Source organism: Thermostichus sp. OS-CIW-29, assembly GCF_054058195.1.
In genome coordinates, this window is record NZ_JBSSAB010000007.1 from 36,504 (window position 1) to 62,063 (window position 25,560).

Consider the following 25,560-nt stretch of genomic DNA (forward strand, 5'->3'; position numbering starts at 1 on the left):
AGCAGCCGGCGGCGCTGGCTTGCCGAGCTACCTGCTCATCTCTTGGGCCGACCTTGGGCTGGGGGGATGGGTTGCGAATTGATGAACCGAATTGAAAGCAAGTTAGAAAACAGGAGAATCCCTACCGTGAGCGTGATCAACCAGATCATCGAGACCGCGGATGACCAGCTGCGTTACCTCTCAGTTAGCGAACTGGAAGCCATCAGGAATTACATGACCACCGGCGAGAGGCGCTTGCAAATCGCTCAGGTGTTAGCAGAAAACAAAAAGCGCATCATTGACCAGGCCCAGAAGCAGCTATTCGCCAAGCGGCCCGAGTACGTGCAACCCGGTGGCAATGCCTACGGTGACAAGCGCTACAACCAATGTTTGCGAGATTACGACTGGTATCTGCGTCTGGTGACCTATGGCATTATTGCCGGCAGCAAAGAGCCGATTGAGTCTATTGGCCTGATAGGGGTGCGGGAAATGTACAATGCCCTCAACGTACCCATCGCCGGCATGATCGATGCGATTGTCTTTTTGAAGGAAGCTGCCCTCAGCTTGTTGGAGCCGGCGGCAGCCGCTGAAGCCGCCCCTTACTTTGACTACATCATCAATGCCATGAGCTAGGGAACTACAGGGATCCCAAGGCAGCCCGGGCATGTACGGCCACCTGTTCTTGGGAATCCTGGGCCAGCCGGGTCAGTCCGGCGCGAGCGGCTTCTGTTCCCAACTTGGCCAGGGCAATGCAGACGCGGTAGCGCAGTTGCCAGTCGTCGGAATCAATGAGGGGATCCAGGTAGGGGATGGCCCGCGGATCCCCCAGATCGCCCAAGGCAGCGGCAGCGGCTGTGGTGATCAGCTCGCTCTTGTCCTGCAAAGCTTCCACCAGAGTGTCGAAGGCGGCAGGGTTCCCCAGCTCTCCCAGGGCAGCGATGATGCTAAACTGTACCAGCCACTCCGTTTCTCGCCGATAAGCTTCCAGGAGATCGGCCAGGGCCTGTGGCTGCTTGAGATCCCCCAGGGCAGCGGCGGCAGCAGCCCGCACATCGAACTCCGGATCCTCTCGCAAAGAGCGCTGCAAAATGGGCAACAGTAGGTTCGGATCGACGCCAGACAGGGTGCCCATCTGGCTGATGGCAGCATAACGGACGCGGGCATTCTCGTCGTGAATCGCTCGCTGCAGCAATGTCAGGGCTTCTGGCCCAGGCAGTTCTCTGGCTTTGTTAACAGCGCGCAGCCGATTTCCCAAGTCTTGTGAGTTCAACAGCTCCAGCAAAGCGGGCAGTGCCGGAGGATCCCCAGAGGTTGTTGTCATATCCCATTCTCTCCATAACCCTCCTCGGCCATAGCGAGGGAGGAAAAGCCGATGTTATTATCTTGAAGCAGTGCATCCAGTCCCTTGATCTTATGGCCTTATTGCAACAAGAGAAGCAGCAGATCATTGAGAGCTATCGACTGCACGACACCGACACCGGTTCTGCCGAGGTTCAGGTGGCTCTGCTCACCAGTCGCATCAACCAGCTCTCTCAGCACCTTCAGAGAAACCCGAAGGATTTCAACTCCCGCCGCGGCCTGCTGATGATGATCGGTCGTCGCAAGCGTTTGCTCAACTACATCGCCAAGCATTCTCCTGACCGCTTCCGGGAGCTGGCCGAACGGCTGAACATCCGGGTGAAAAAGTAGGCAGCCCATCCAAAACGCTATCGGAGATCTGTCTTCGTGGGCAAATCCAGCCGCCAGTCCAAAACCTTTCGCCGTCGCTCCCCCTCCGCCTCTGTTGAGGTGGAGAAGAAGCCGGCCAAGAAGGAGCCTGTTGCCGTGATTCCCCCTGAGGTCAGCCGGCGGATGGTGCGGCGGATTCTGGTGTTTTCTGGGATCCCTTCTGGGCTGGGCCTGAGCAGCTTTTTTGTGAATTACTATCTCTTGACCAACCATGTGGTCGCTCTGCCCCCCTACTTCACCTTGGCAGAGTCGCTGACCTTGTTTGGCCTTGGTTTTTTGGGCATCAGCTACGGTGTGTTCTCAGCTTCCTGGGATCCCCAGCCCGGATCCCTGCTGGGCATTGGAGAATTCCGGCGCAATTTGGGCAACGTCATCCAACAGTGGCGGGAATCTGCTGCCCGATCTTCTGAATCTTCCGACTCTGGAGAAGCTTGATTCTTCTCCCATCGCCTTTTCCAGGCCGGTTGCTGCCTACAATCAAGAGGGATCCAAGTCCATTCTGGCGGCAGCGGCTACCCCCAGTTCTCCAGCATGAAAATAGCCTACTTCGACTGTGCGGCGGGCATTGCCGGCGATATGTGTCTAGGAGCCCTGCTGGATTGCGGGGTGCCTTTGGAGTACCTCAACCGTCAGCTCCAGGCGTTGGGCATCGAGGGGGAATATGGCTTGCAGGTGAGCCGGGTGCAGCGGTGTGGGCAGCCTGCTCTGCAAGCTGTGGTAGAGGTACTGGGATCCCAGAGTGGGGGATCCCTTGCTCGGCATTGGGCAGAGATTCAGGCTTTGATCGCGGGATCCCAGCTTTCCCCAGCCATTAAGGCCCGCAGCTTGGCGGTGTTTGAAAAGTTGGCGCAGGCGGAAGCAAAAGTCCATCAGATGCCTGTGGAAAAAGTGCACTTTCACGAAGTGGGGGCAGTGGATGCTTTGGTGGATATTGTCGGCACTTGCATTGGCCTGGATTGGCTGCAGGTGGAGCGGGTGTTGTCATCCCCCCATCCTGTTGGGGGCGGCTGGGTGAGCACAGAGCATGGCAAATTGGCCGTGCCGGTGCCGGCGGTGATCGAGTTGTGGGAAATGGGCCGCGTGCCGGTGTTCAGCAACGGGGTGGAAGCCGAGCTGGTGACCCCCACAGGAGCAGCCTTGGCTGTGGCGTTGGCGGAAGAGTTTGGCCCCTGTCCGCCGATGCGGGTGGAAAAAGTGGGGCGTGGGGCCGGTGCCCAAGAGCTGCCCATTCCCAACGTGTTTCGTCTCTGGATTGGGGAAGCCGATGGGGGAGAGCTAACGGAAACGGTATCGGTGTTGCAGACCCAAATTGACGATCTCAACCCCCAAGTGGTTGCCTACACCTGCGAGCAGTTGTTGGCCCTCGGGGCCTGGGACGTGTTTACCCAGCCGATCACCATGAAACAGGGGCGGCCGGGGATCCTGCTTACCGTCATCTGTCCGCCGGATCGGGTGCCGGAGTGTCAAGATCTCATCTTCCGGGAGACCACCACCCTGGGCATTCGCCACTTCCAACAGCAGCGCACCCTACTGGAGCGGGTCATTGAGCGGGTGGAAACCCCTTACGGCTTGGTCGACATCAAAGTGGCCCGCCACCATGGCCGCATCGTCAACGCTCAGCCGGAGTTTCGCGACTGTGTGGCCCGCGCCCAGGAGTTTCACGTGCCGGTTCAGACGGTGTGGCTGGCGGCCCAATCGGCTTGGCAAAACCGGTTGCAAGGTTGAAGAGACACCGAACCTGTTCCACCCCCAATGGAATTTGCTCCTATTGAACACAGATTGGCAGCCGTGGCCTGCTAGCCTGAGAGATGTCGATCTTGCTCTCTCCGCCGACCGCAAAAATGGAATCCCAAGCCTCTCAATTTAACTTTGACCGCAAACTGTGGGATCGGTTTATCACGGTGGCCCAGCCCTACTTTTACCCCAGAGTACGCTATGGGGGCTGGATCTTTTTGGGCTTGCTGGCAGCGGCCATGGTGTTTGTGGTTGCCCTGATGTTCTTTGTGGAGATTGGGGTGACTTTGGTCGGTCAAGCCCTGTTCCCGGAGTTTTTCACCAATGTGGCAGCCGGATTGGTGGCGCAAACGAAGAGAAACTTGTCCTCGCCAGTGCTGTGGGTGGCCTCGGTCAGCTTGGCTCTGAGCAGCCTTTGTTTTGGGGCAGTGTGGCGGCAGCTTCGCCAGCGCTGGTTGCAGTGGGCGCTGCTCACCTTTTTGCTGTTTCTGTCGCTGACGGTAAACCGGCTGAACGTGATGATCAGCTTTATCTTTCGGTTTATCGACACAGCTCTGCAGCAAAAAGAAGAGCCCACTTTCTGGCAATTTTTGATTATTTATGGAGTGCTGATTATCTCAGCCATTCCGATTTTGGTGATCTACCGCTACACTCGCCTCAAGCTAGGGCTGTTTTGGCGAGAATGGCTGACCGATCATTTTCTGGATCGCTACTTCAATCAGCGGGCTTACTACGAGCTGGATTCCAACGCCGCCAACACCGAAATCGACAACCCCGACCAGCGTATATCAGAGGATGTCCGCTCCTTTACCGGCACCACCCTCTCCTTCCTGTTGGACATTCTCGACTCGATTCTCACCCTCTACGCCTTCACCGGCATTCTCTATGGCATTTCTCGTCCGTTGGCGTTGGGTCTGGTGGTCTATGCCACCATTGGTACCGCCATTGCCATTTTGGCTGGTCGCAAGCTGATCAAAATTAACTTCGATCAACTGCGCTATGAAGCCGATTTCCGCTACAGCTTGGTGCATGTGCGCGACAACGCCGAGTCCATCGCCTTTTACCAGGGAGAGGATCAAGAACTCAGGCAAATTTTGCATCGCTTTGGTGCGGCCTTGCGCAATTTTAATTTGCTGATCATCTGGCAGGCCATCATCGATATTTTCCAATACGCCTACAACTATTTCACCCGCATTGTGCCCTATGTCATCGTCGCCCCCCTTTACTTCAGCGGCGTGCGAGATTTCGGCACCATTACCCAAGCCACCATTGCCTTCAGCCAGGTGTTGAGCGCCCTCTCCATTGTGGCCAACCAGATTCAAAGCATTTCCAGTTTTGCCGCCGGGATCAACCGCTTAGGCTCCTTTCACGAGTCTCTGGAAGATCCGGCGCTGCGCCACACCAGCGCTCGGGAAAGCAACATTCAAACTCGCATTGCCCAGCAATTGGCGCTGCACCACGTCACTTTGCTCACCCCCAATTCAGAACGAACCCTGGTTCGGGATCTCTCCTTCGCCTTGGAAGCCGACCAACGGCTTTTGATTGTCGGTGTTAGCGGCAGCGGCAAAAGTTCCCTGTTACGGGCCATTGCCGGCCTATGGACCAACGGCCAGGGATCCATCGCCCGCCCAGATACTCAGGAGATGCTCTTTTTGCCCCAGAAGCCCTACATGCTGCTGGGATCCCTGCGGGATCAACTGCTCTATCCCAAACGCCGCCGAGACCTCACCGATGAAGATCTCATCCGAGTCTTGGCCCAGGTGAACCTGGGAGACTTGCCGGAGCGGGTGGGCGGCTTTGATGTGGAGAAAGACTGGGCCAGCACTCTCTCCCTAGGGGAACAGCAGCGTCTTGCCTTTGCCCGCATTTTGATCACCCAGCCCCGCTACGCCATTTTGGACGAGGCCACCAGCGCCCTGGATGTGGCCAACGAAAAACTGCTCTACCTGCAACTGCAACACCTGAACACCACCTACATCAGCGTTGGGCATCGCCCCACCCTCCTGGCCTACCACGACTTGGTCTTGGAGCTGCAGGGGAATTGTGCCTGGCAACTGTGGTCGGTGCAGGAGTACGGTGCCCGCCTAGCCCTGGCCAGCTAGCAGCGCCGACATCTCCAGCTGACTCAAATGACAAGCTTTGCGGGTTTGGGACAAAACCCGGATAAGAGGCTGACTTTTCCAACTGGACGCTCTTCAAAGGAGGTGATAGCCTGTTATTCACAAGTATTCCGACCGGTTTACTGGAGATTATCAATGCCCCCCATGATCCCATCCGAGGCCAAGCGTTCCAAGGTGGAGCAGATCAAGGCAGACAGCCACTTTCTACGGGATCCCCTTCAGCAGGAGCTGGCCCAAGACACCACCCATTTCAGCGAGGCGGCGGTGCAGGTGCTCAAGTTCCATGGCGCCTACCAGCAGGATGACCGGGATCGGCGGCAGCAACGGAAGCAGGAAGGATTGGAGCGGGCCTATTCCATCATGTTGCGCACCCGCATCCCAGGGGGACACGTGCCCCCCCAGCTTTACTTGACCCTGGATCGGCTGGCCGATGAGTACGGCAATGGCACCCTGCGAGCCACAACGCGGCAAACCTTTCAGTTGCATGGGATCCTCAAGAAAAACCTCAAGGCCACCATAGCCAGCATTCTCAAACAGATGGGATCCACCCTGGCCGCCTGCGGCGATGTCAACCGCAACGTGATGGCACCGGTTGCCCCCTACAAAAATCGCCCTGCCTATCGCTATGCCCAAGAGTATGCCCGCAAGCTGGCGGATCTGTTGGCTCCGAAGACCTCTGCCTACTACGAGATCTGGGTGGATGGGGAGCCGGTTCCCATCCCACCGGTGGATGAGGAAGTGGTGGAAGCCGAGAAGTTTGTCGGCAACGGGGTGAGGTTAGAGGGCCCAGAACCCCTGTATGGCCCCGTCTATTTGCCCCGCAAGTTTAAAACCGCCATCGCCGTAGCCGGGGAAAACACGGTAGATGTGTACTCCCAGGACTTGGGCTTGATTGTGCTCACGGATCGCAAGGGCAACTTGAAGGGCTTCAACATTGTGGTGGGTGGGGGCATGGGGCGTACCCACGGCAAGGAAGAAACCCAGCCCCTTTTGGCCCAAAAGCTCTGCTTTGCCCCGCCGGAATCGGTGTATCGGGTTTGCCAAGCGGTTTTGGCGGTACAGCGGGACTACGGCAACCGGCACGACCGCAAGCAGGCGCGGTTGAAATACTTGGTGAGAGACTGGGGGATCCGCAAGTTTCGCCGTGTGGTCGAGCAGTACCTGGGGGAGAAGTTGTTGCCCTTCCGGCGCATGCCCAAGTTTGTCCCCAACAGCGACGACTACCTAGGCTGGCACGAGCAGGGGGATGGCCGTTGGTTTTTGGGCATCTCCATTGAAAATGGCCGCATCCAGGACACCCCAGAGCGGCAGCTCAAAACGGCGCTGCGCCGGATTGTGGAAGCCTTTTCTCTGCACGTGCGGCTGACCCCCACTCAGGATTTACTTTTCATCGACATTGCGGAGCAGCAGCGGGATGCCATCAACCAGATCCTCAAATCCCACGGGGTGCTTTCCAAGGAAGAGATCCCCCAACTGGTGCGGCTGTCGATGGCCTGCCCTGCCCTGCCCACCTGTGGGTTGGCGATTACCGAGTCGGAGCGGGCTTTGCCGGGGCTGGTTCGCCAGTTGGATCGGCTGTTGCAGGAGCTGGATCTGCAGGATTCGCCCTTTTTGGTGCGCATGACCGGCTGCCCCAACGGCTGTGCCCGACCCTACTTGGCGGAACTGGGATTGGTGGGATCCGCCCCCAATGGCTACTACCAGATTTGGCTGGGAGCCAGCCCGCAGGGGGATCGCCTGGCGCAAGTGTTTCAGGATCGGGTACACATCAGCCAGATCGTGCCGCTGATGAGAGTTCTCCTGCAGGTCTACAAGCAGGAGCGCCGTCCTGGCGAGAGCTTCGGCGACTACTGCCACCGGATGGGGATCCCCTATTTGCAGGCCCAAGTTCAGCAAAGGGATGGCGTTTTTGCCTGAAGGGATCCCTCAAAAACGAGACCAAGCCTGTAGCCATTCCCGGAGCGCTTCCAGCCATCCAAGCGGTTCAGGCTTGGTTGCTTCTGGAGCTTGCTCCTCGCCAGTCGGCAAGCTGACGGGGTTGGGATGCACCCTATAGACTCGGATGGGTTTGGCGTTGGGAAAAGGTTTCACCGAAAGAGGCTCCACCTGCAGGAGTTGCCCTTCCACGGCTCGATACACGGCTGCCGAGATGAGCAACCGGGAGCTCTGTTCCTCAGACTGTTCCCCCCCTTGCGAAACATCCTCAACCGACTCCAGCCAGGTGGCAAACTGAACCGACTTCCCGAAGGCGGACAACCGCTGCGGATCTTGGGGATCGAGGGGCAGCAAAAGGACTGGGCCGTAGTGGATCCCGAGGGTGAGCTTAACCTGCGGGTAGGAGAGTTGCCGCAAACACCTGTTCAACTCCGCCACCGACTGTCCAAGCGCCAATCCCGCCTGCAGTGCCTGCTGTACGGCCAGCTCGGGTTGTTTGAGACCAAACAAAGCCAGACTTCTCAGCCCGCTCTGGTTGGCCAGTACTCCCCCATATTGCTGCACCAAGGCCCCCATTTGGGCGAAGTAGCGACCCAAGGTGTAGACAACATCGTAGGGAAAGTTCTCCTCGTCGAAGTTGGCCGTCCCCCGCAGGGAAGCGCTGAGAATGGCGGCGGTGACTTGGCTGCCGACCGAATGGGCCTGCAATTGATGTTGAGCTACTTCCACATCTGCTTTATCGATCACCAGCCGCTGCAGGGTGACATCTCCGGTGATGCGGGTTTGACAGGCCAGGCGAATATGCACGGGAAGATCCAGCCGTTGGGCCAACCTCTTCTCGGCAGGGGTCATGCTGCGGCAGTTTTGGCTGCCTTCCAAAATCAGAATGCGACAGGTGGAACAGGCGGCATTGCCCCCACAGGCATGGACATGGCGCACCCCCGCCTTGAGCAGATTTTCCAGAACCGTGAGCAGGGGATTGGCTTCCAAGGTGAGGTTGTCGGGGTAACAGGTGATCCGCATGGTTAAGAGGGAGTGAGGGGTGGCAAAAAGATTCAGCACTACCTAAATTCAGTACGGCATTGCCCTCCCCTTGGATGCTGTTTTCAAAAGTTTTGGGTATTGGGTAACCTCACCCCGCAGCCTGCCCCGGCGCCGATGATAGAGTACAGAGGAGTCTTCTGCGCGAGCCCTTTATGCCTCAGTCCAAACCCCAAGAATCCCCAGCCCGCAAGCTCCTCAACATTTTGCTGCTGGTGGTGGGCACGGTAACTTTCTTGGGCTTCTCCTTTGGCCCGCTATTCCAGGCCCTCGGGCCTTCCGAATCTCCAGAGGCCAGCCTGGTAACCGAGCAACTGCGGGCCCAGGCAGACGGCTATCGCGTCGTGCTGGAGCGGGAGCCGGATAACCCCATTGCCCTGCGGGGGTTGATCGACACCCAACTGCAATTGAACGAGCCGCAAGGGGCCATTGAGCCGCTGAAGAAGCTGGTGGAACTGGAGCCCGAAAATCGGCAACTGAGAGCCTTTTTGGCCGAAATCCAGCAGGATACGGGGGATTTTGAAGGGGCATTAGAACAGCTCCAGATCCTTTACGAGGGGGATCCCAAAGATCGCCAGGTGCTGCAGCAGTTGGTGGATGTGCAGCTAACCCTGGGCCGCACCTCTGAGGCCATTGCCCTGCTGGAGAAGCATCTTGAAGAAGCGCCGGAAGATAATGATGTGCGTTTGCGCTTGGCCTTTGTCTACGCCCGCAACAACCAGACTGAGAAAGCTGTAGTCCTCTACGACAAGTTGATTGCGGCGGATCCCAGTGATTTCACCCCCGTGTTGGGCAAAGCCATAGCCCTCAGCTCCGCCACCGATGAAAACCTACGGGCAAAAGCGCCTGAGCTGTTTGAGCAAGCAGCCCGGCTGGCCCCGCCCCAAGTTCGGGAGCAAATCCAGCAGCAAGCAGAGATTTATGCTCAGGTGAACCGGCCCCAGACGGTCGAGAGGCAAAACGATAACCCCACTCCCTGAGCGGGTTTTCAACCGTTAGGCTAATCCAGGTGTTGAGAAGCTGATCCCTGACGGTTCTCAGTTGACCCGATAGGGAGAGCTACGGAAAAGACTCAAGCGCCTTTTCTACAGAGGGGTAGATTTCGTAAATGGCATCCAAGCCGGTGATGGAGAAGAGCAGCTTGACCTGCTCCTGCAGGCTGCAGAACTTGAGTTGATAGCCTAAAGTGCGGCAATGGCGATGCGCCCAAACCAGAACCGACAACCCCATGCTGTCGATCAGGCTAACCTGACTAAGATCCAACAAGAAATGTCCCGGTTTCTCGGTGAGAATTTGGCTTAGCTCTTTCCGTACCTCGCGGGCAATCGCGGCGTTGAGCCTTTCACTGTGCAATTTCACAACTGTAACAGGGGATCCCTTGTGGCTGAGCCGGATGAAGACATCCATGAAGAGCCCGGCAGGTTTGAGGGGGGATGGGCACAGGCACGATGCAACCAGACTGATTTTGAATTGCTAAATCACCATGAGTATGAGTTTGTCCTCCCTGGGCTTCTCTTGCAAGCATTCTTGGACACTTTTCCCTTACAGGTTAGAACTGGCATGAACGGGATCCCTGCTTGGGCCGGAGATGCTGCCGCCCTGAGCCTATTGGTTATGCAAGTGCCGATGCTGGCGGTGCTGCTGGCGCGGCTGCTGCCCTCTTTGCGGCGCCCTTCCCCTCTGCCTCCCGGTCAGCCTGGGATCCCTTTGCAGCCGGGCTTGGTCAGCGTGTTGTTGCCCACCCTCAACGAAGCCGAGCGCATCGATCCCTGCCTAGAAGGATTGCACCAACAGAGCTCCGTACTGCGGGAGGTGCTGGTGGTGGACAGCCGCTCTCAAGATGGCACCCCCGAAAAAGTGCTGCAGATGGCCAAGCGGGATCCGCGCTTCCGTCTGGTAACCGACGATCCCTTGCCCAACGGATGGGTGGGGCGCCCCTGGGCCTTGCACTATGGATTTCTCCAGTCGGATCCGGCCTCTGAGTGGATCCTGGGCATTGATGCCGATACCCGTCCCCAGCCAGGATTGGTGGAGCGCCTGCTGGAAACTGCCCAGGCCCAAGGTCTGGATCTGATCACCCTGGCACCGCAGTTTATCCTGCAGCACTGGGGGGAAGGCTGGCTGCAGCCGGCTCTTTTGGTGACCCTGATCTACCGCTACGGGGCCGCCGGAGACACCGCCACCCTGCCGGAACGGACGATGGCCAATGGGCAATGTATGCTAGTGCGCCGGTCGGTGCTGGAAGCGATGAATGGCTACACAGTGGCGCGGGCTTCATTTTGTGACGATGTGACCCTGGTGCGGCAGATTGCGGCAGCCGGCTTTAAAGTAGCTTTTTACGACGGTCGGCACCTGCTCAAGGTGCGCATGTACACTTCTTTTGGCGAAACTTGGCGAGAGTGGGGCCGATCCCTCGATTTGAAAGATGCCACCCCTGTGGCCCAGTTGTGGGGGGATATAGCTCTCCTCGTCCTCACCCAAGGGATCCCTGGGCCGGTGGTTGTAGGGCTGTTGGGCAAAGCCGGGATGGGGTTTCCCTTTTCCCTGACGGAGCAGGTGCTGCTGGGGCTTAACCTAGGCTTACTGATTCTGCGCTTAGGTGTACTGCTGGGCATTCGCGGCTCCTATCAGGATCCCCCTTGGACGTTCTGGATGTCGCCTCTGGCGGATCCCTTGGCCGTTCTGCGGATAATCCTATCTGCCCTCAGCCGGCCCCGCTCTTGGCGCGGGCGCACCTACTAGGAGAGCCCTCAATCGGCTATTGCCTCGGGATCCACGCCCAACTCCCGCAATTTCGCGGCTAGGCGCTGCTGTTCCAGACGGGCCTGTTCGAGGGCTGCTTCTGCCGCTTCGGCCCGCTGCCGCTCCTGCTCTACCTGTTCGATTCCCCATAGGAGCAAATTCCCATCGGCAGTCCACCACCGCAACCAGTTGGCTTTGGTCTCGGCTTTTTGTCCCCGCCACACCCCCAAAAACAAGCCAATCTCCGGGATCCAGTAGCGACGGTTTTCATCCGCCGATACAGGGGTATAGCGGCCATTCTCCAGGCGGTAGACATCCAGCTCACCGGTTTTGGGATGAAAGATTACATAGACAGGCACCTGCAAAATGCGCTCGTAGAAATACCATTTTCCATAGGGATAGTGGGGATTGATGGAGTACTCGCCGCCCTCGGTTTCGGAGATGAATTCCATCACAATCGCCGGGGGATCCCCTTCTAGGTGGGGGGTATAGCTGCGGCGGATCTCTCCTTCGGGAATCGGCTGTACTGCGGGCACATAAACCCAGTCGGGGGCTTTCACCACCACCTTGTCCCCGACAGTGCTGCAAAGGCCAAAGTTGGAGGCGATCAAAGCCTGGGCAGGGATCATCTGAGCGAGTTCCAATGCCTCACGCAGAGCAGCAGCCAAAAGGGGCTGTAAGGTGCTTTCCACAGGCTCATCCGGCAAGGGAAAGTCTTCCGGCAGTTTTTCCCATCGAATGGGAGGTAGGGGCGGGGTGAGCCGAACAGGAGAGAGGGTCATGGCTGAGGATACTCATGGTGATAAGGTACATGAATGCCTTTTGAATAACTCAAAGCACTTGCTGATATCAACCCCAGGCAATTCCACAAGGCTGTTGCAGGCTGGGACGGATTCAGTCATCTCGACTGCCAATCCATACGGTTGAGATATGCTTGGGGGCAATGAGCAAGTTTTTCGGCGTCTTCCTTGGATTCAGCAAGAGAGCGTATGCCAGAGCCTGAACCCTCTTCTGCCCACATTCTGGTGATCGAAGATGAAGCTAAGCTGGCTCGTTTTGTGGAAACGGAGCTGACCTGTGAGGGATATCGAGTCAGCGTAGCCAGCGATGGCATGGCCGGGTTGAGGGCAGCCTGCGACCAAAACCCCGACTTGGTGCTGTTGGACTGGATGTTGCCCGGCATCTCAGGTTTGGAAATTTGTCGGCGACTGCGCTCAACGGGCAACCGCGTGCCGGTGGTGTTGATGACCGCCAGAGATGAGGTGTCGGATCGAGCAGCGGGGTTGGATGCCGGGGCGGATGATTACGTGGTCAAACCCTTCAGCATTCAGGAGCTGCTGTCTCGGATACGGATCTATTTGCGGCAGCCAAGGCGATCCCGCGACGGCCAGTTGGTGTTCATGGATCTGATTCTGGATCCCGTAACGCGGGAGGTAACCCGGGGAGAGCGACAGGTGGAGCTGACGGCCAAAGAATACGACCTGTTGCGCTACTTGATGGAACACCCCCGTCAGGTGCTCACCCGCCAACAGATCTTAGAGCATGTGTGGGGCTGCGACTTCACGGGCGACTCCAATATCATCGAGGTCTATATTCGCTACTTGCGCCTCAAGATCGAAGGCCCAGGGGAGAAGCGCCTTATCCAGACGGTGCGCGGGGTAGGCTACGTGTTGCGCGATTGACATGCCCCCCGCCCCAAAGAGCAAGGATTCTGGTTCCTGGTTCTGCGACAGCACTTAGCTGTATCAGGTTTCCCCTCCACGACGGCGGTGCCTATCTCCCCAGTCGTTCCCCCAAGCGCTCCGCGCCGCTAGCGTGAAAGACTTGGCCAAGTGGTGATTTCTCACCAAGTTCTGCACCTGCAAGTCCTCATAAACCACAATGTCGTGAGACATTCCCACACACTGGGCTAGCTCAATAACCCGGTCTCTACGCTGGCGCCAGACTTTGATTTGGTTGAAGTGTACCTCGCCAAGCCGCTTCCTCTACTTGTGGTAGTTGCTGTATTGAGGTTTTACCCCCTTCCTATTCACGCCAGCGGGCCGTGGGCCTAACTTTCTGCTCAGTCTTCTTTGCTGTTGCTTCAATCTCCTTTCGGCACGACGCAAAAACTGGAGACACGGCACAGCTTGCCCACTGCTGTCGCCCACATCCAGCCCCACCACCTGGCCGGTGTACTCTGTCATCCAAGGCTTGGTACTGCGCTGGAGTGGCGTTGAGGAGTTTGGCTTCTCTGACCAGCGTGGGTGTATCTTATCGCAGGTCTAACAGGGCAAAAGCCGTCCTGGAAGGGCGGGGCTTCAGGCCTAGCTTCTTGGTAAAGTTTGGAACTGCCCGCATTCGGGATTGCCTTAAACTTCTCTTAAATCCTGTTTCACAGGTAACTGCTAGCATGAGGCCAACTTCACTCCCACCCCCGGAAAGGAAGGCCTTTATGAACTGGCTGATGCTGCTTGGTCTGCTTTGTCTTCCTGCCTCTCTGTTTTCGTTTGTTGAGTATTTGCGCTCCCAAAGGTTGGTTCAACAGCTCTCTGCAACTCGGTTGCTCAAGATAGCCGAGCTTCGCCATCTCGGTCAGACCAACCCCCAGGCAAAAGGAGCAAACTTGGCTCAAGTTTACGGCAGGGTTGTGTGCGATCGGCCTTTGGTATCGGAACTTTCGCGACAGCCTTGCGTCTACTACAAGTCTGAGATCTCTTGGGAGTATGACGAGATCGAATGCTATCGAAGGTATTTGAATAGCCGAGGCGATGTAGCGTATAGCGAACGGATCAGCGAAGGCGAATATCAGAACGCTCTACGCTTGGGATCCCGAGCAAAATCCTATCCGGGGGAGATGGTCGGGAAAAAGCCCGGCTTGGGCTACTCTGACTCCGGTTCTTTTCAGAAAAGGGTTGATCCCGACTACTCTAATTCTTTTCCACAAAAGCCCAACCCTGGCTACCCCCAGCAGCTTGGCTCTCCAGGCTATCCTCAAAAATCGCCGTTTTCCGAAGTAAGCTCTCCCCAAAAACACTACGCCAACGTGTATTACGATCCGAGCACAGGTCGGGAATATCTCCTTGAAAGAGAGACGAGAACGAGAGACGAAACCCTTCACTCGGTGGTTCGCCAGATCCCTTTTTTCATCGAAGACGAAACTGGAAGGGTGAGGGTGGATCCCACAGGTGCGGAGATAGAGGCTATGTCGGTTGTGGATGAGCATATTTTTCCAGGAAAAGGGCCCAGCCGGTTCAACTTCAATCTCAAGCGCTACCTTTCCGGAGTGAGAACAGAAAATCGCTCCACCCGAGCTTTTATCTATAAGGAATGGGTGATTCCGGTGGATGCGATGGCGTTTACCATGGGGCAGGTGCGTTTTGAGGCAGGGGATCCCGTGATCCGAAAACCCCTTTCTGGGGAAAGGTTTATGATTGCCCCCAAATCCCCTGAAGCCCTCTTGGAAGAGCAGCGCTCCAATGCCAGCAGCTACCTGGTGGGATCCGTCGTCCTGCTGGGTATCGGCATTTTCACCGTGCTCCACCTGCTGCAATCCCTGCAGCCTTATCGCTAGTTCCTGCCCAGGCAGAGGGAAGCCTACTGCCACTCACAACGACAAACCCAGCTTGAGCCCAAGCAGGGCATGGGCAAACAGTACACATAGAATGAGGCTGCCCACATAGGCATGGGTGGTGCGCAAAGCAGCGCGGTTGCCCCCAAAGCCGCTGAGGGACAAAGCTCCATTCACCGCCAACAACAGCAACACCAGGGATCCCGTCCAAAAATGGGGGCTGCTCAACAGGGGCTTCCCTTGCATCACCAGAGAAAGAAGGCCGCCAGTGTAGCCCAAGGCAATGAAGGTGGCCATCCAGGGGGCCAATTTGCGGTGGTCAAGCAGAGGCTTCTGGGCCGCTTCCGGCAGGGATCCCTCTGGCGCTGTGGAGGCGGCTGCCAGACGCAAGGCCCGTCCTCGCCACCCAGTCAGGCCGACAAAGCTGCCCATCACCACCACCACGATCCCCATCATCAAGGGGTGACCCCATTGCACAATGGGTTGGGGCAAGTTAAGGCCGGCAAAAAACTGGGCTACGGGCTGCAAGGTGGCGGCTAACCCATCCGAAGCTGCCGACAGATCCGGCAAGGCCAAGCTCAACAGGTTCATGGCGCTCCCTCTACCTCCGCAATAAATCTACAGCTGCTTAACAAATCTACAACACCCCAATTCTAGAATGGGAGGACATCAGTGATCTCCCTCAATTCGTTGAAGGGAGGACGTCAGCTGACCCATGCCAGCGGGAAGCTTCTGGTGGGCACCTGGCAGCGGTAGAATGTCTGACGGTAAAGCTGTGGCTGTGAGCGGCTCTCTCGCCACTGAGTGCTGAGCAAAACGGAGTTGTTGAGATGGCCAAGTTGTTGTTGGGGGATCAAGCCTTTGAGGTCGAGCTGCTGACGGATGTGCCCACCAATTGGCCGGGAATTAAAGTCATGTCTAAGGGGGCCAAGCTGGACATTCCAGCGGGAACTGTGGTGAAGGTGGAGGCCGAGGATGACCACATAGCCGGCTCCTATAAGGTGGTCTATCGTTTGGCGCCTGCCTATCCCCGCAGCTGGCGGCTACTCCTGGAGCGGGAGAGCGTCGCCACGGCGCCTCAGGTGGCATCGGCCCCAGAACCAGAGGTTGCTCAGGCCAGCAGCTCAGAAGGAGGGCTGCCGAATAGCGATAAAATCTTCGCCATCAAGGTATCCGGCCTCGTGGGAGGAGGTGTGCGCAGAAGTGTTGTCGAGTACAAAGTGCCCTTCAGCCGCCTTTCCCAAGAAGTGAAACGGATCACCCAAATGGGAGGCAAGATCGTCAGCATTGCCGAGTCCAATCTGCTAAGCACCCTTGAGTAGCGGGCGGCTTCCTGGGAGGTTCTGGGTTCTTTCAGCTAGAAATCGCAGGAGCCCCGCACTGTACCCGTAGGGTCAGTGTCGGGAGGAATGCGGAAGTTACGATAGAACCATGACCCAAGTCCTGACCGTCTCCTGTAAGCTCAAGGTGTCCCAGTCGCAGGCCGCAAAGTTGGACGCGACCTTGGATGCCTTTGTGCAGGCGTTGAACTGGGTCAACCAAAACACGCCCGAGAAAGTCACCAACGCCGTTAAACTTCAATCTCTGTGTTACCGCGAAATCCGTGCCCGGTTCGGCTTGTCCAGTAACTTGGCTCAGCAGGTCTGCAGACGGCTGGCCGGTGCCCGTAAAGTTGCCCAACAGAAAAACCGCCCCGTCAAAGCGTTCAAGGGTGGCTTCGCTACCTACGACGCTCGTATCTTTTCGTTCCGCGAGAAAGACTGGTCGGTGTCGCTGACCACGGTGGAGGGTCGGGAGCGCTTTGAGCTGGCGATTGGCCGCTACCAGAGAGAACGGCTGGCGGGCTCCAATCCCAAATCTGCCACCCTGGTCAAGCGTAAAGACGGCTCCTACTCCATTCAAATCTGTGTGGAAGCGGAGCCATCCCCACCGCAACGCACGGGTAGAGTGCTGGGGGTGGACTTGGGAAGGACGGATATTGCCCATACGTCAGAGGGTGATAACTGGAATGGACAGCAGTTGAACCGAATCCGAGACCACTACTCCAAGCTGAGGGCGGCACTCCAACGCAAAGCCAGTAAGGGCACCCGCAGTTCGCGGCGCAGATGCAGAGAACTGTTGCAACGGCTGTCTGGCAAGGAGAGGCGCTTTCAGGCGTGGGTCAATCATCGCATCTCCAAAGCTATTGTCTCCAGGGCAAAAGCTACCAACAGTGCTATCGCTCTGGAAGACCTGACAGGGATCCGGGAAAGGGTCAATCAACAGCCACGGAGCAAGACAGAGCGTAGACGGGCCAACAACTGGGCGTTTTATCAACTCCGTCAATTTTTGGAGTACAAGGCTCTGCGTGCGGGGGTTGCTTTGATTCTGGTGCCGCCTGCCTACACGTCGCAGACCTGCCACCGGTGTTTGCACATCCATCCCGACCCTGCGCAATCCTATCGCAGTGGTAAGTCGTTCAAGTGTGGACACTGTGGATGGGAAGGGGATGCGGATTTGAATGGTGCGAATGTGATTGCGCTTTTGGGGGCTGCTGTAAACCAGCCTAGAGGTTCGTGGTTGGCTTGCCAACTGCAGGGCTACCGAAAGCCCGCCCTGTACTGCGAAGTAGTCAGGGTCGGGTAGTTTACGCCACCCGTCCAGGCCGTTCTGGTTCAAACAATTTCAACGAGGGATCCCTGTAGAAAGCATGCGGCGATTTCTCCCCTATCCCCAACCTGAGGATGGGGTGGTAGGCTGGCGTTGGTTTTGCCGTTGCCTGGAAGGCTGCCTTTTCCTGCTGTCCTGGGGGTGGGCTTTGGGTAGGAAAAGGCGTTCCGGCGAGGGCTGAGCTTTTGCAATTGGGAGTGGGGAGTGAGGCCATGACATCTCGACGACAGCCGACGCGCTTGGGAGGGTCGATGCCCCAAGGCCATGCAGGCTTTGGGTCAGCAAGGGGATCCCAGCCGTACCCCTCGCCCACTCCACGACAAAGCTTTTCCTCTTCCTCTCGACGTCCGCTGGCCAAGTCTCGACCGAGGTTACTCCCCTTCTTAAGCTTGCTGGTGATCCTGCTGGGATTTGGGGCTGGGGCCCTGGTGGCCTGGGCAACTGCTCATCCCGACTGGGTCAGCCGCCTGCCGGGGCTCTCGCCACCTCTAGCGGAGATCGCTGCCCCCCGCGCCCACGCTAAAGCGGCTCAACAGCGCTTGCCCATCTCCTTAGAGACCCAACTGGAACGGGATCCCTTTGCTTTGGATCCCTTGGCCAGCCTTTCTTATGTGCCCGCCATCATGTATCACGATGTGGTGGCTGGCCGCAAGCAGGTCTGGTTCGACACTACGGCGGCGGAGCTGCGGCAACACTTTGAGGCCATTAAGCAGGCGGGGTTGACCCCCATCCACATCGACCAACTGTACAAACACCTGCGGGACGGGGATCCCTTGCCCGAAAAAGCCATTTTGCTCACTTTTGACGACGCCTACCTGGGCCTGTACGAGAACGCCTACCCCCTTTTGAAGGAGTACAACTACCCCGCCACCTACTTTGTGCAAACCGGCTTTGTCGGCGTGCCCACCAGCAAGGATCACTTCACCTGGGATCAGATGCGGGAGATGGATGCCAGCGGGCTGATCGACTTTGCCGCCCATACCGTCAACCATCCTCCTGACCTGCGGGTGCTAGACGATGCCCGTCTGCGGCGAGAGGTGTTTGACTGCAAGGCCAAGTTGGAGCAGGAGCTGGGCCACCCCATCCACTACTTTGCCTATCCCGAAGGCAACCGGGACGAGCGGGTGAAGCAATACCTGGCCGATGCCGGTTACCGGATGTCTTTTACGATGGATCCCGGTTTTACAGGACAATCGCCCAACTTGCTGGAGGTGCGACGCTTTAACCAGTTTCGCATCACCGAGGCCATCATTGGCGCCCGCACCTTTAGCCTCAACCGCAGCCCCGACTACCGGCTGGATGTGACCCAACCGTTGGCCTTGACCGACGAAGTGATCAACCAGGTGCGTGTTCTCACCCTTCGCGGCGGGCGGGCGGCTACGGTGCATGCGGAGCGGCGCTACGAGGTCAGCACCCTGGCCCAGCGCTACCAGGCCGATGCCGGCATCAATGGCAGCTTTTTCTCCATCCCTTGGATCAACTCTGCCAGCAATGTCATGGTGGGGCCGGCGATGGCTGCCAACCACAAGACCTTCATCCCCGGTCGTCCCGAAGATGACCAGGCAATCCGCGGCCGGCCGCTGGTGCTGCTGGGCAGGGATCGCCTCCGCTTTGTGCCCTTTGATCCCGACACCATGACCCACTTGGAGAACATCCGCCAGTTGATGCCGGATGTCACGGATCTGTTTGTGGCCGGTCTGTGGCTGGTTAAGGATGGCCATGCCCTCTCTCCGGCGGAGATCAACTCGTTCCGCCTTGCCAGCGCTGCTGAGTTTCGCCCCAGAGCTTTCTTTGGGGTAGATGACCAGGAGCGGGTGGTGATCGGAGTTACCAAAACCCACGTCAACGCCGCCATCCTGGCCAGTCTGCTGCCCAAAACCGGGATCCGGGAAGCCGTGCTGCTGGACTCTGGCTTTAGCACCTCCCTGGTCTACCAAGGGGAGATCCTCGCCACCGGCCATGCCGGTCCCAACCAGCCCAGCCGTCCTGTGCCCCATGCCATCTTGCTCTACGACCTGACTCGCCTTTGGCGGGAGGATCCCCATCCCGAGGCCAAGGCTGGCTCTGAGGGAGATCAGCTGGAAGGGCTAGTGCAACTTTTGCCAGCTAGCGACCAAGATGCAGCCAAAGCCCAGCTAGAGAGCGTCTTGGCCAGCCAACGCACTTTGAGGCGGGGGGATCGGGGGGCGGCGGTGGTGGCGGTGCAACTGGGGTTGAGCCACCTGGCCACTCAGCAGGGACGGCTGGATCTACTCCCTTCGGGCCCTGATGGGGTGTATGGTCAAGAGCTGGCCCAGGCAATGGCGGAATTGGTGCTGGCTGCACCTGAGCGCAGTGAGATGGGATCCCCCCTTCCAGCCACCCCTACCCCCCTGGTGGCCGGAACGGCGACAGCCCGCCAAGGGGTGGACATCATCGATGCTCAACTGCTGCGGCGTCTGCTGGAGCGCGTTAACTTGGCCTCTCCCTCGGTACTGGTGGATACGCGCTTGGAACGGCCTGCCCTGTCCCTGGAGCGCAAGCCAACCCGGAAACTGCTGCCCAGGGTTGCCTTCGGGCAGGACTAAGTCTTGTCTTCGCCTTCCAACCTAGGCCTTGGCGGGAAGCCTAGAAGACCCCCCTCCAACAGAGGCTATCTCTGAGAAAGACGGGCCTGCCGGCAACGAATACACCCATAACCTGGAAGGGTTTCTCCCGCAGCACCACTAGATCGGCTCTTAGGCCTGGGCGAAGGGCTCCCCGATCCTGCAGACCAACCGCCTGGGCAGGGTTGTGAGTGACCAAAGCTATGGCTTGGGGCAGATCCAGCAGCTGCTTCTCCGCCAAGGCAAAGGCAGCCCTCAAGGCTGAAGCGGGGGAGTAGTCAGTGGCCAAGGCGCCTAGGGCTCCTACTTGTAGAGCCTCCGAAGCGGAGAGATTGCCGACATGGGAGGATCCCCTCAGGGCATTGGGAGCCCCCATGACCACCAGCAGGCCCAGTTTCCGCGCTTCCAAAGCTGCTGCTAGGGTAACCGGAAACTCGCTAATTTTCAGGCCCATCTTGGCCATTAACTGAACCTTGGCGGGGCAGTCGTCGTCGTGGGAAGCCAAAGGTACCCCCAAAGCTTGCGCTTGCTGAGCCAATTGGGCAAAGCTCTGCAAGGTCTCCTCCCCCGCCTTGGCCGCCAAACTAGCGGCAACCTCCTCGGAAGGCCGGGCCAGATGGCGAGCCATGTAGCGGATGTAGTCCTCCGGCGTCCGGAATTGGCCTTGGCCGGGGGTGTGGTCCATGAAGGAAAGGAGATCCACCCAGCCTTGGCTGAGAGCTTGGCGAACAGCTGCTGCTCCCAAGGGGCGCGAGAGTTCATAGCGAGCGTGGATCCTCAAGTCCAGAGCCAGCTGGGAACGCAGCGCCACCAACTGCTCTGCCATAGCCAAGGCCGTTTCTGGGCTGCGCCAGCCAGGCAGGCCTTCCCAAAAGGACAGAGTTACAAAGGCAGTGGTAATCCCCGCCGCCAAAGCTCGGTTTTCCCAAATCCCCAAGGCCATGTCCACCGCCAGCTGTACCCCTGGGCGCGGCTCCAGCTCGGGCTCCAGGCTATCGGTATGGAGGTCGACTACGCCGGGCACCAGGGTAAGTCCTCGCAAAGGGATCCCTTCCCCCACTTGCCCCTGCCGAATCTCGGCAATCCGCTCCTCCTCCAGCCGCAGGGATCCCACCGGGAGGACACCATCGGGGAGAACTAGCTTAGGCCCTGCTAGCCACATTTGCCCTCACCTCCAGGGAATAGGTTTTGTCAACCAAACCCGACACATCGTCTAAGGAGTGAAAAACGCCAATGATAGCTGTTCCCTGCTGCTTCAAGGCTCGTAGGCGTTCTCGCAAGGCCAACTTGGCTGCAGTATCCAAGCTGGCGGTGGGCTCGTCCAGAAGCAGCAGCGGATAGGGGTGGATGAGAGAGCGAGCCAAGTTGACTTTCTGTTTCTCGCCCCCCGAGAAGCTGGTTGGAAAAGTCTCCAGCAACTCTGGCTTCAGACCCAGCTCCAGGAGCAGCTCTGCTGCTCGATGTCGCGCTTGGTTTTCCGCTACTCCCTGCCACAGCAAGGGCTCCGCAACCAGCTCCAAGGCCGTGGTGCGGGGCCTGGGATCCAGAAACTGGCTGACGTAGCCGATGCGCTCGCGGCGGATTGCTAACACCTCGCGATCCCCTAAGCGGGCCAGATCCACCGTTCCCAGAGGGGTCTGCAGGAGGGCTTGTCCTGCCGTAGGCCAATAGCTGCGGTAGAGGGTTCGCAGTAGAGAAGACTTGCCAGAGCCGTTGGGGCCCTCCAGCAGCAAAAACTCTCCGGCTTGCAGGGAAAAGCTCACCTGCTGGAAGGCCAGAACCTCTCGCCCCAGTCGGTGAAGAAAGAACCGCTTTTCTAAGTTAACGACCTGCAACACCTTGCCCTTCCTAAAGTCTTGCGGCAACCAGATCCTGGGTAAAGGGGTGGCGAGGATCCTCCAGCACTTGGTCGGCCAATCCCTCCTCCACTACCTCCCCCTGGTACAACACCACAATTCGATCCGCCACAGCCCTCACGACCGAGAGATCGTGGCTTACCAGGATGAGGCTCATCCCCAACTGCCGCTTGAGGCGGCGCAGAGTATCCAGAAAGGTGGCCTGCACCAGCAAATCCAAACCGGTGGTGGGCTCGTCCAAAAGAACAGCCAGAGGCTTTTGGACTAAAGCTTTGGCAATCTGTACCCGCTGGCGCTCTCCTCCCGAAAGAGAAGCTGGGGGATCCCCGGCTCGCTCTAAAGGAAAATCGGCTCGCTCCAAAGCCTCCTGCGCCTCCGCTTCCAGCACTCCAAACCGCCGTTCTCCTCTAAGGACAAGGGGCTCCGCAACATTAGTCAGGGCCGCAAAGCCCATGCGCAGGGCCTGGGCGGCATCCTGATAGACCATGGCCAGGTAGTGCCGCGCCGCAGGCTGCTCGTAGCGAGAGAGCAACAGCAGGTTACGTCCCTCCCAACCCGGCACGTTTAGCCGATACTCCCCCTGGGCTGTCTCCTGAAGGTAAAGGATCTTCAGAAGAGTAGTCTTGCCACTGCCGGAAGCTCCCACCACCCCCAGCACCTCTTGGGGATAGAGCTTGAGGCTGACGTTCTTAAGCGCCCAGCGATCCCCGTAGGCTTTGCAAACCTTGACCAGCTCCAGAAGGGGGGTCTCCTCAGCCATGCTCTTTCTCCACAAATAGAGGACCGCTCGTTTTCCCGGCCAGCAGCTTTTCCATATAGCCCTGGTCGGAGATTTCATAGGCCAAGCTGCCATCTTCTTGGGGAATGGCGTTGAGGAAGACGTGGCGGCAACCGCTGCGACGGCAGGATCCCAAAATGGGCTCCGGCTGGAAGGGCCGATCCACAAAGGCCAAGGGCTCCACCCGGGTGTAGGGAGGGACGGCATAGAGCCGCTTCTCCCGCCCGGCCCCAAAGAGGGTGATATGGGCTGCCAGATGCAGCTTGGGCAGATCCCAGCGGGGCATAGGGCTGGGATCCATCCCATAGCGCCCATGGACCAGAACTGGGTAGGCCGCTCCCTTGCGGCTCCGGCCGTGGCGTAGGTGCTCCTCAAAAAGATCCACCCACAGCAGGCTATAGTCGCCCAGGGCATGTAGCTCCCGCGCCCTGGCGTCAGAGGGCTCCACATAGCGCAGAGGCTCAGGGATGGGAACTTGCAGGATTAGGATTTGACCTTCTTGGAGCCGCTCCTCGGGGATGCGGTGGCGGCTTTGGATGAGGGTGGCCTCCAGCGTGTCGGTGGTTGTTCGAGCGCCGCTGACCTGGGCAATGAAGCGGCGCAAGTTGGCGGCATTGACAGAGTCATCGGCCCCCTGGTCAATGACCTTCACCACGTCCTGCGGCCCCACCAGGCTGAGCGTAAGCTGCAATCCCCCTGTGCCCCAGCCGCGAGCCAGCGGCATTTCCCGGCTAGCAAAGGGAACTTGATGGCCCGGTATGGCCAGGGCCTTGAGAACCTTGCGCCGAATTTCTCGCTTGGCCTCCGGATCCAGGTAGGCATAGCTATGCTTGGGTTTCAAGGGAGGCCTCCTTTTGGAAGTGGCTCATCCAGTTGCTGAGAAAGGTTACGTAGTGGGGTAGCTTGTAGTGGAGGGCAAAGCCGGAGGCCTCCACGGGATCCGTATGCACCAGGACAAACTCCTCGCTGCGAGCCGGATGGCTGGGGCGATCCATTTCCAAATCCAGCATGGCGCCAGCGATGGCCCGCCCCTCGTTCCAACCCAGGCTAGCGGCAAAGCCCAAGCGGTATCCTTTTTCTCCGTGTCCCACCACCTCAGTAAAGACCAGGCGGATCCGCCCCAGGCGAAAGCTTCCCCCCCGCACAGGATGAAAGGCGCGTACCTCGAGATAGCCCACGCCCAACTCGGCAACCGTTGGGTGGGTGTGGACGTTGTAGGCGCGCATGGCGCTGTAGGCCAGAGCCAGAAGTCCCCCCGTATCTCCCCTGGCCAAAGCTTGCAGGCGGTGGGCCCGCGGCGCTGGAAACAGCAGTGGCTGCCGCGTCAAGTCGGGAATCTCTTCCCCTGGAGCAGGGCTACTGGCTTGCTGCTCTGCCGTGGGATCTTCTTCCAGCAGACCTTGCTCCCTCAGCCAGCTGCGCACAGAAGGATAGTGCTGGGCAGCAGCCACGGCCGCCGGCTCTAGCGGGGGGCTTTCAGAAAAGCCCAAAAGACGCAGGCTGTAGTCTAGGGTGGGCCCCAAGACCTGGCCGCCGGGAATGCTCTTGAAAGCCGAGGAAAGCCGACGCACCAGCAGGAGATCTTCCTTTTTCTGCAGCTGGGCTTTCCCTAGGCGAGGGAGAGTAGTCCGGTGTGCTCTCAGAAGCAGCAGGGCCTCGTAGAGGTCCCCCCCTGTCTGCACAAGGGCAGTGGCCGCCAGCTCCGGAGCCCACAGCCCCGCCTCTGCCATCACATGATCCAGGAGATAGGGCAGCCCAGCCAGCTGCTTTGTCCGGCCTCGCCTGCTTTTGGCTTCTGCCGCTGACAACAGCTCGCGAAAAAGGGCCTCGGCATTGAGAATGGCCTCTTGGCTGCCCCGCGCTACGACATAGCCCATCCACCCACCTCCACGCTTCGGGGTAAGCCTACCACTTGGGGGCCGTCAGTTAACAGGATGTCTACTCCCAGCGGGTAGGCCAGGATCTGGGAGCGCAGCTGCCAAAACAGAGAGGGCAAGCCTACAGCCAACTGGATCTCCCCAGCTATGCCGGGCCCTCTGAGCAACACAGGGGATCCCCGGCCCAAGGGGGCCCCCAGGATAAGGGTCGCTCCCGCTTCAGGCTCAAGGTGGGTGCCTCTTTTGAGAGCCAAAAGGCTGTCTGGGCCAGCGGGCAAACTCTCCAGCTGCTCGGCAAAGACAAAGTCAGCAGCCTCCAAAGCCACAGGCCGGGGATCCTGCCCACGCAAATCCGACAGCAGCCAGCTTGGCGCCCAAACCCCTACATTGCCGTCCACCAGCGTCAGCCCAATGAGGCGAAAGGCTTGGCGAAGGGAGCGAGCGGGAAAGCTCTCCAGACGGCCAGGGTAGCTCAACGCCCTAACCAACGCCCGGAAGACCTGCTGGCTTTGCTTTTCTGCCAGTCCCGGTGTGGGGCCGTAGGCTTTGGACATCCCCAGGCTCACAGAGTCTCCACCTCCAGGCGAGTTGCAGCTACCTTGCGCCAGAGGCGCTCGTCTTCTTCTTGAAGATCCTTCTGAGCCGCTAGCGCCAAAGCCTGGATCTTCTCCACAGCAATTCCCGCCTGCAGAGCGGCGTCTAGGTAGGCCAGGGCGCGCGCCAGACGCGGCTTTTCCCCCAGCACCATCCCGTATCCTTCTACTCCCTTTTTTGGAAAGCGCAGCCAGACCTCGTAGACCAGCACTTCTCCCACGTAGAAGGGCGTCCCCGTGCGGGAGTCCTCAAAGGGGAGCGCCAGCAGCCCTGCCCCTTCCCTGAGCTTTTGGCTGGATCCCAGAGCAGGCCTGACCTCCCGCGCCAAAGCCAGCACCTCCTTCTCGGGGGCCTCCTGCAACAGCTCTAGCATCTCTAGGGGCTGCATCCCA

Annotated in this window: 26 protein-coding genes; 13 read left to right on the top strand and 13 right to left on the bottom strand. The window is 58.7% G+C overall.

The window, feature by feature from the left end; genetic code table 11:
* Window positions 1-126 precede the first annotated feature (126 nt).
* Window positions 127-612 (top strand): allophycocyanin subunit alpha-B, encoded by a 486-nt coding sequence (apcD, locus tag ACVWZJ_RS04075; RefSeq protein WP_011431857.1) that lies wholly within the window; start codon window positions 127-129, stop codon window positions 610-612.
* 4 nt (window positions 613-616) lie between these two features.
* Here apcD and ACVWZJ_RS04080 read toward each other — a convergent pair whose 3' ends face one another.
* Window positions 617-1,300 carry a HEAT repeat domain-containing protein gene (locus ACVWZJ_RS04080; RefSeq protein ID WP_457394790.1) on the bottom strand — a complete coding sequence of 228 codons (684 nt, stop codon included), beginning with the start codon at window positions 1,298-1,300 and terminating at the stop codon, window positions 617-619.
* Between the two features lie 92 nt (window positions 1,301-1,392).
* Here ACVWZJ_RS04080 and rpsO point away from each other — a divergent pair, with 92 nt between their 5' ends.
* From rpsO to ACVWZJ_RS04105, 5 genes are all read left to right on the top strand, one after another.
* Complete coding sequence (rpsO, locus tag ACVWZJ_RS04085) at window positions 1,393-1,668, top strand: 30S ribosomal protein S15 (RefSeq protein ID WP_011431855.1); 276 nt, start codon at window positions 1,393-1,395, stop codon at window positions 1,666-1,668.
* Window positions 1,669-1,704: 36 nt separating this feature from the next.
* Window positions 1,705-2,142, top strand: coding sequence for a PAM68 family protein (locus ACVWZJ_RS04090; protein WP_457394793.1), 438 nt, complete (start codon window positions 1,705-1,707; stop codon window positions 2,140-2,142).
* A 96-nt stretch (window positions 2,143-2,238) separates the two neighbouring features.
* Complete coding sequence (gene larC / locus ACVWZJ_RS04095; protein WP_457394796.1) at window positions 2,239-3,432, top strand: nickel pincer cofactor biosynthesis protein LarC; 1,194 nt, start codon at window positions 2,239-2,241, stop codon at window positions 3,430-3,432.
* Between the two features lie 83 nt (window positions 3,433-3,515).
* Window positions 3,516-5,543 (top strand): ABC transporter ATP-binding protein/permease, encoded by a 2,028-nt coding sequence (locus ACVWZJ_RS04100; protein ID WP_011431852.1) that lies wholly within the window; start codon window positions 3,516-3,518, stop codon window positions 5,541-5,543.
* Between the two features lie 153 nt (window positions 5,544-5,696).
* On the top strand, window positions 5,697-7,478 hold the full coding sequence (locus ACVWZJ_RS04105) for an NADPH-dependent assimilatory sulfite reductase hemoprotein subunit (protein ID WP_011431851.1): 1,782 nt from the start codon (window positions 5,697-5,699) through the stop codon (window positions 7,476-7,478).
* A gap of 9 nt (window positions 7,479-7,487) precedes the next feature.
* Here ACVWZJ_RS04105 and ACVWZJ_RS04110 read toward each other — a convergent pair whose 3' ends face one another.
* Window positions 7,488-8,558: an adenylate/guanylate cyclase domain-containing protein gene (locus tag ACVWZJ_RS04110; RefSeq protein ID WP_049749547.1), complete on the bottom strand. Its 1,071-nt coding sequence runs from the start codon at window positions 8,556-8,558 to the stop codon at window positions 7,488-7,490.
* A 134-nt stretch (window positions 8,559-8,692) separates the two neighbouring features.
* Here ACVWZJ_RS04110 and ACVWZJ_RS04115 point away from each other — a divergent pair, with 134 nt between their 5' ends.
* Window positions 8,693-9,517, top strand: coding sequence for a tetratricopeptide repeat protein (locus ACVWZJ_RS04115; protein WP_011431849.1), 825 nt, complete (start codon window positions 8,693-8,695; stop codon window positions 9,515-9,517).
* 79 nt (window positions 9,518-9,596) lie between these two features.
* On the opposite strand, the gene ACVWZJ_RS04120 is transcribed toward ACVWZJ_RS04115, so the two are convergent.
* Window positions 9,597-9,944: an STAS domain-containing protein gene (locus tag ACVWZJ_RS04120; protein ID WP_011431848.1), complete on the bottom strand. Its 348-nt coding sequence runs from the start codon at window positions 9,942-9,944 to the stop codon at window positions 9,597-9,599.
* A 153-nt stretch (window positions 9,945-10,097) separates the two neighbouring features.
* Here ACVWZJ_RS04120 and ACVWZJ_RS04125 point away from each other — a divergent pair, with 153 nt between their 5' ends.
* Window positions 10,098-11,279, top strand: coding sequence for a glycosyltransferase (locus ACVWZJ_RS04125; RefSeq protein WP_011431847.1), 1,182 nt, complete (start codon window positions 10,098-10,100; stop codon window positions 11,277-11,279).
* 8 nt (window positions 11,280-11,287) lie between these two features.
* Here ACVWZJ_RS04125 and ACVWZJ_RS04130 read toward each other — a convergent pair whose 3' ends face one another.
* Window positions 11,288-12,061, bottom strand: coding sequence for a Uma2 family endonuclease (locus tag ACVWZJ_RS04130; protein WP_011431846.1), 774 nt, complete (start codon window positions 12,059-12,061; stop codon window positions 11,288-11,290).
* Between the two features lie 207 nt (window positions 12,062-12,268).
* Between ACVWZJ_RS04130 and ACVWZJ_RS04135 the strand changes: the two genes are divergently transcribed.
* Window positions 12,269-12,961 (top strand): response regulator transcription factor, encoded by a 693-nt coding sequence (locus ACVWZJ_RS04135; RefSeq protein ID WP_011431845.1) that lies wholly within the window; start codon window positions 12,269-12,271, stop codon window positions 12,959-12,961.
* Between the two features lie 63 nt (window positions 12,962-13,024).
* Here the strand turns inward: ACVWZJ_RS04135 and ACVWZJ_RS04140 are convergent, their stop codons facing one another.
* On the bottom strand, window positions 13,025-13,174 hold the full coding sequence (locus tag ACVWZJ_RS04140) for a hypothetical protein (RefSeq protein WP_187147255.1): 150 nt from the start codon (window positions 13,172-13,174) through the stop codon (window positions 13,025-13,027).
* A 941-nt stretch (window positions 13,175-14,115) separates the two neighbouring features.
* Here ACVWZJ_RS04140 and ACVWZJ_RS04145 point away from each other — a divergent pair.
* Window positions 14,116-14,832: an E3 ubiquitin ligase family protein gene (locus ACVWZJ_RS04145; RefSeq protein ID WP_255344545.1), complete on the top strand. Its 717-nt coding sequence runs from the start codon at window positions 14,116-14,118 to the stop codon at window positions 14,830-14,832.
* A gap of 33 nt (window positions 14,833-14,865) precedes the next feature.
* Here ACVWZJ_RS04145 and ACVWZJ_RS04150 read toward each other — a convergent pair whose 3' ends face one another.
* Complete coding sequence (locus ACVWZJ_RS04150) at window positions 14,866-15,420, bottom strand: DUF4079 domain-containing protein (RefSeq protein WP_011431843.1); 555 nt, start codon at window positions 15,418-15,420, stop codon at window positions 14,866-14,868.
* A 239-nt stretch (window positions 15,421-15,659) separates the two neighbouring features.
* Here ACVWZJ_RS04150 and ACVWZJ_RS04155 point away from each other — a divergent pair, with 239 nt between their 5' ends.
* The 3 genes from ACVWZJ_RS04155 to ACVWZJ_RS04165 all read left to right on the top strand — a co-directional run bounded on the left by ACVWZJ_RS04155 (window position 15,660) and on the right by ACVWZJ_RS04165 (window position 20,045).
* Entirely contained in the window at window positions 15,660-16,151 is a 492-nt protein-coding gene (locus ACVWZJ_RS04155) for a phycobilisome linker polypeptide (protein ID WP_071818135.1), read from the top strand.
* Between the two features lie 109 nt (window positions 16,152-16,260).
* Entirely contained in the window at window positions 16,261-17,454 is a 1,194-nt protein-coding gene (locus ACVWZJ_RS04160) for an RNA-guided endonuclease InsQ/TnpB family protein (protein ID WP_457394806.1), read from the top strand.
* Between the two features lie 236 nt (window positions 17,455-17,690).
* A complete protein-coding gene (locus ACVWZJ_RS04165; protein ID WP_457394809.1) occupies window positions 17,691-20,045 on the top strand; it encodes a polysaccharide deacetylase family protein in 2,355 nt (784 codons plus the stop codon).
* Window positions 20,046-20,085: 40 nt separating this feature from the next.
* Here ACVWZJ_RS04165 and ACVWZJ_RS04170 read toward each other — a convergent pair whose 3' ends face one another.
* The 7 genes from ACVWZJ_RS04170 to phnG are packed head-to-tail and all read right to left on the bottom strand — an operon-like array spanning window position 20,086 to window position 25,556.
* Window positions 20,086-21,225, bottom strand: coding sequence for an alpha-D-ribose 1-methylphosphonate 5-triphosphate diphosphatase (locus ACVWZJ_RS04170; RefSeq protein WP_011431840.1), 1,140 nt, complete (start codon window positions 21,223-21,225; stop codon window positions 20,086-20,088).
* The gene (locus ACVWZJ_RS04175; RefSeq protein WP_011431839.1) at window positions 21,206-21,901 is read right to left on the bottom strand and encodes an ATP-binding cassette domain-containing protein; all 696 of its coding nucleotides are present in this window, start codon (window positions 21,899-21,901) and stop codon (window positions 21,206-21,208) included. The genes ACVWZJ_RS04170 and ACVWZJ_RS04175 overlap by 20 nt, the downstream gene beginning before the upstream one ends.
* 10 nt (window positions 21,902-21,911) lie before the next feature.
* A complete protein-coding gene (locus ACVWZJ_RS04180) occupies window positions 21,912-22,679 on the bottom strand; it encodes an ATP-binding cassette domain-containing protein (protein ID WP_011431838.1) in 768 nt (255 codons plus the stop codon).
* On the bottom strand, window positions 22,672-23,538 hold the full coding sequence (locus tag ACVWZJ_RS04185; RefSeq protein ID WP_457384690.1) for an alpha-D-ribose 1-methylphosphonate 5-phosphate C-P-lyase PhnJ: 867 nt from the start codon (window positions 23,536-23,538) through the stop codon (window positions 22,672-22,674). Before ACVWZJ_RS04185 ends, ACVWZJ_RS04180 begins: the two co-directional genes overlap by 8 nt.
* Window positions 23,522-24,574, bottom strand: coding sequence for a carbon-phosphorus lyase complex subunit PhnI (locus tag ACVWZJ_RS04190; RefSeq protein WP_011431836.1), 1,053 nt, complete (start codon window positions 24,572-24,574; stop codon window positions 23,522-23,524). The genes ACVWZJ_RS04185 and ACVWZJ_RS04190 overlap by 17 nt, the downstream gene beginning before the upstream one ends.
* The gene (gene phnH, locus ACVWZJ_RS04195) at window positions 24,559-25,128 is read right to left on the bottom strand and encodes a phosphonate C-P lyase system protein PhnH (protein ID WP_011431835.1); all 570 of its coding nucleotides are present in this window, start codon (window positions 25,126-25,128) and stop codon (window positions 24,559-24,561) included. The genes ACVWZJ_RS04190 and phnH overlap by 16 nt, the downstream gene beginning before the upstream one ends.
* A gap of 8 nt (window positions 25,129-25,136) precedes the next feature.
* On the bottom strand, window positions 25,137-25,556 hold the full coding sequence (gene phnG, locus ACVWZJ_RS04200) for a phosphonate C-P lyase system protein PhnG (RefSeq protein ID WP_011431834.1): 420 nt from the start codon (window positions 25,554-25,556) through the stop codon (window positions 25,137-25,139).
* Window positions 25,557-25,560 lie beyond the last annotated feature (4 nt).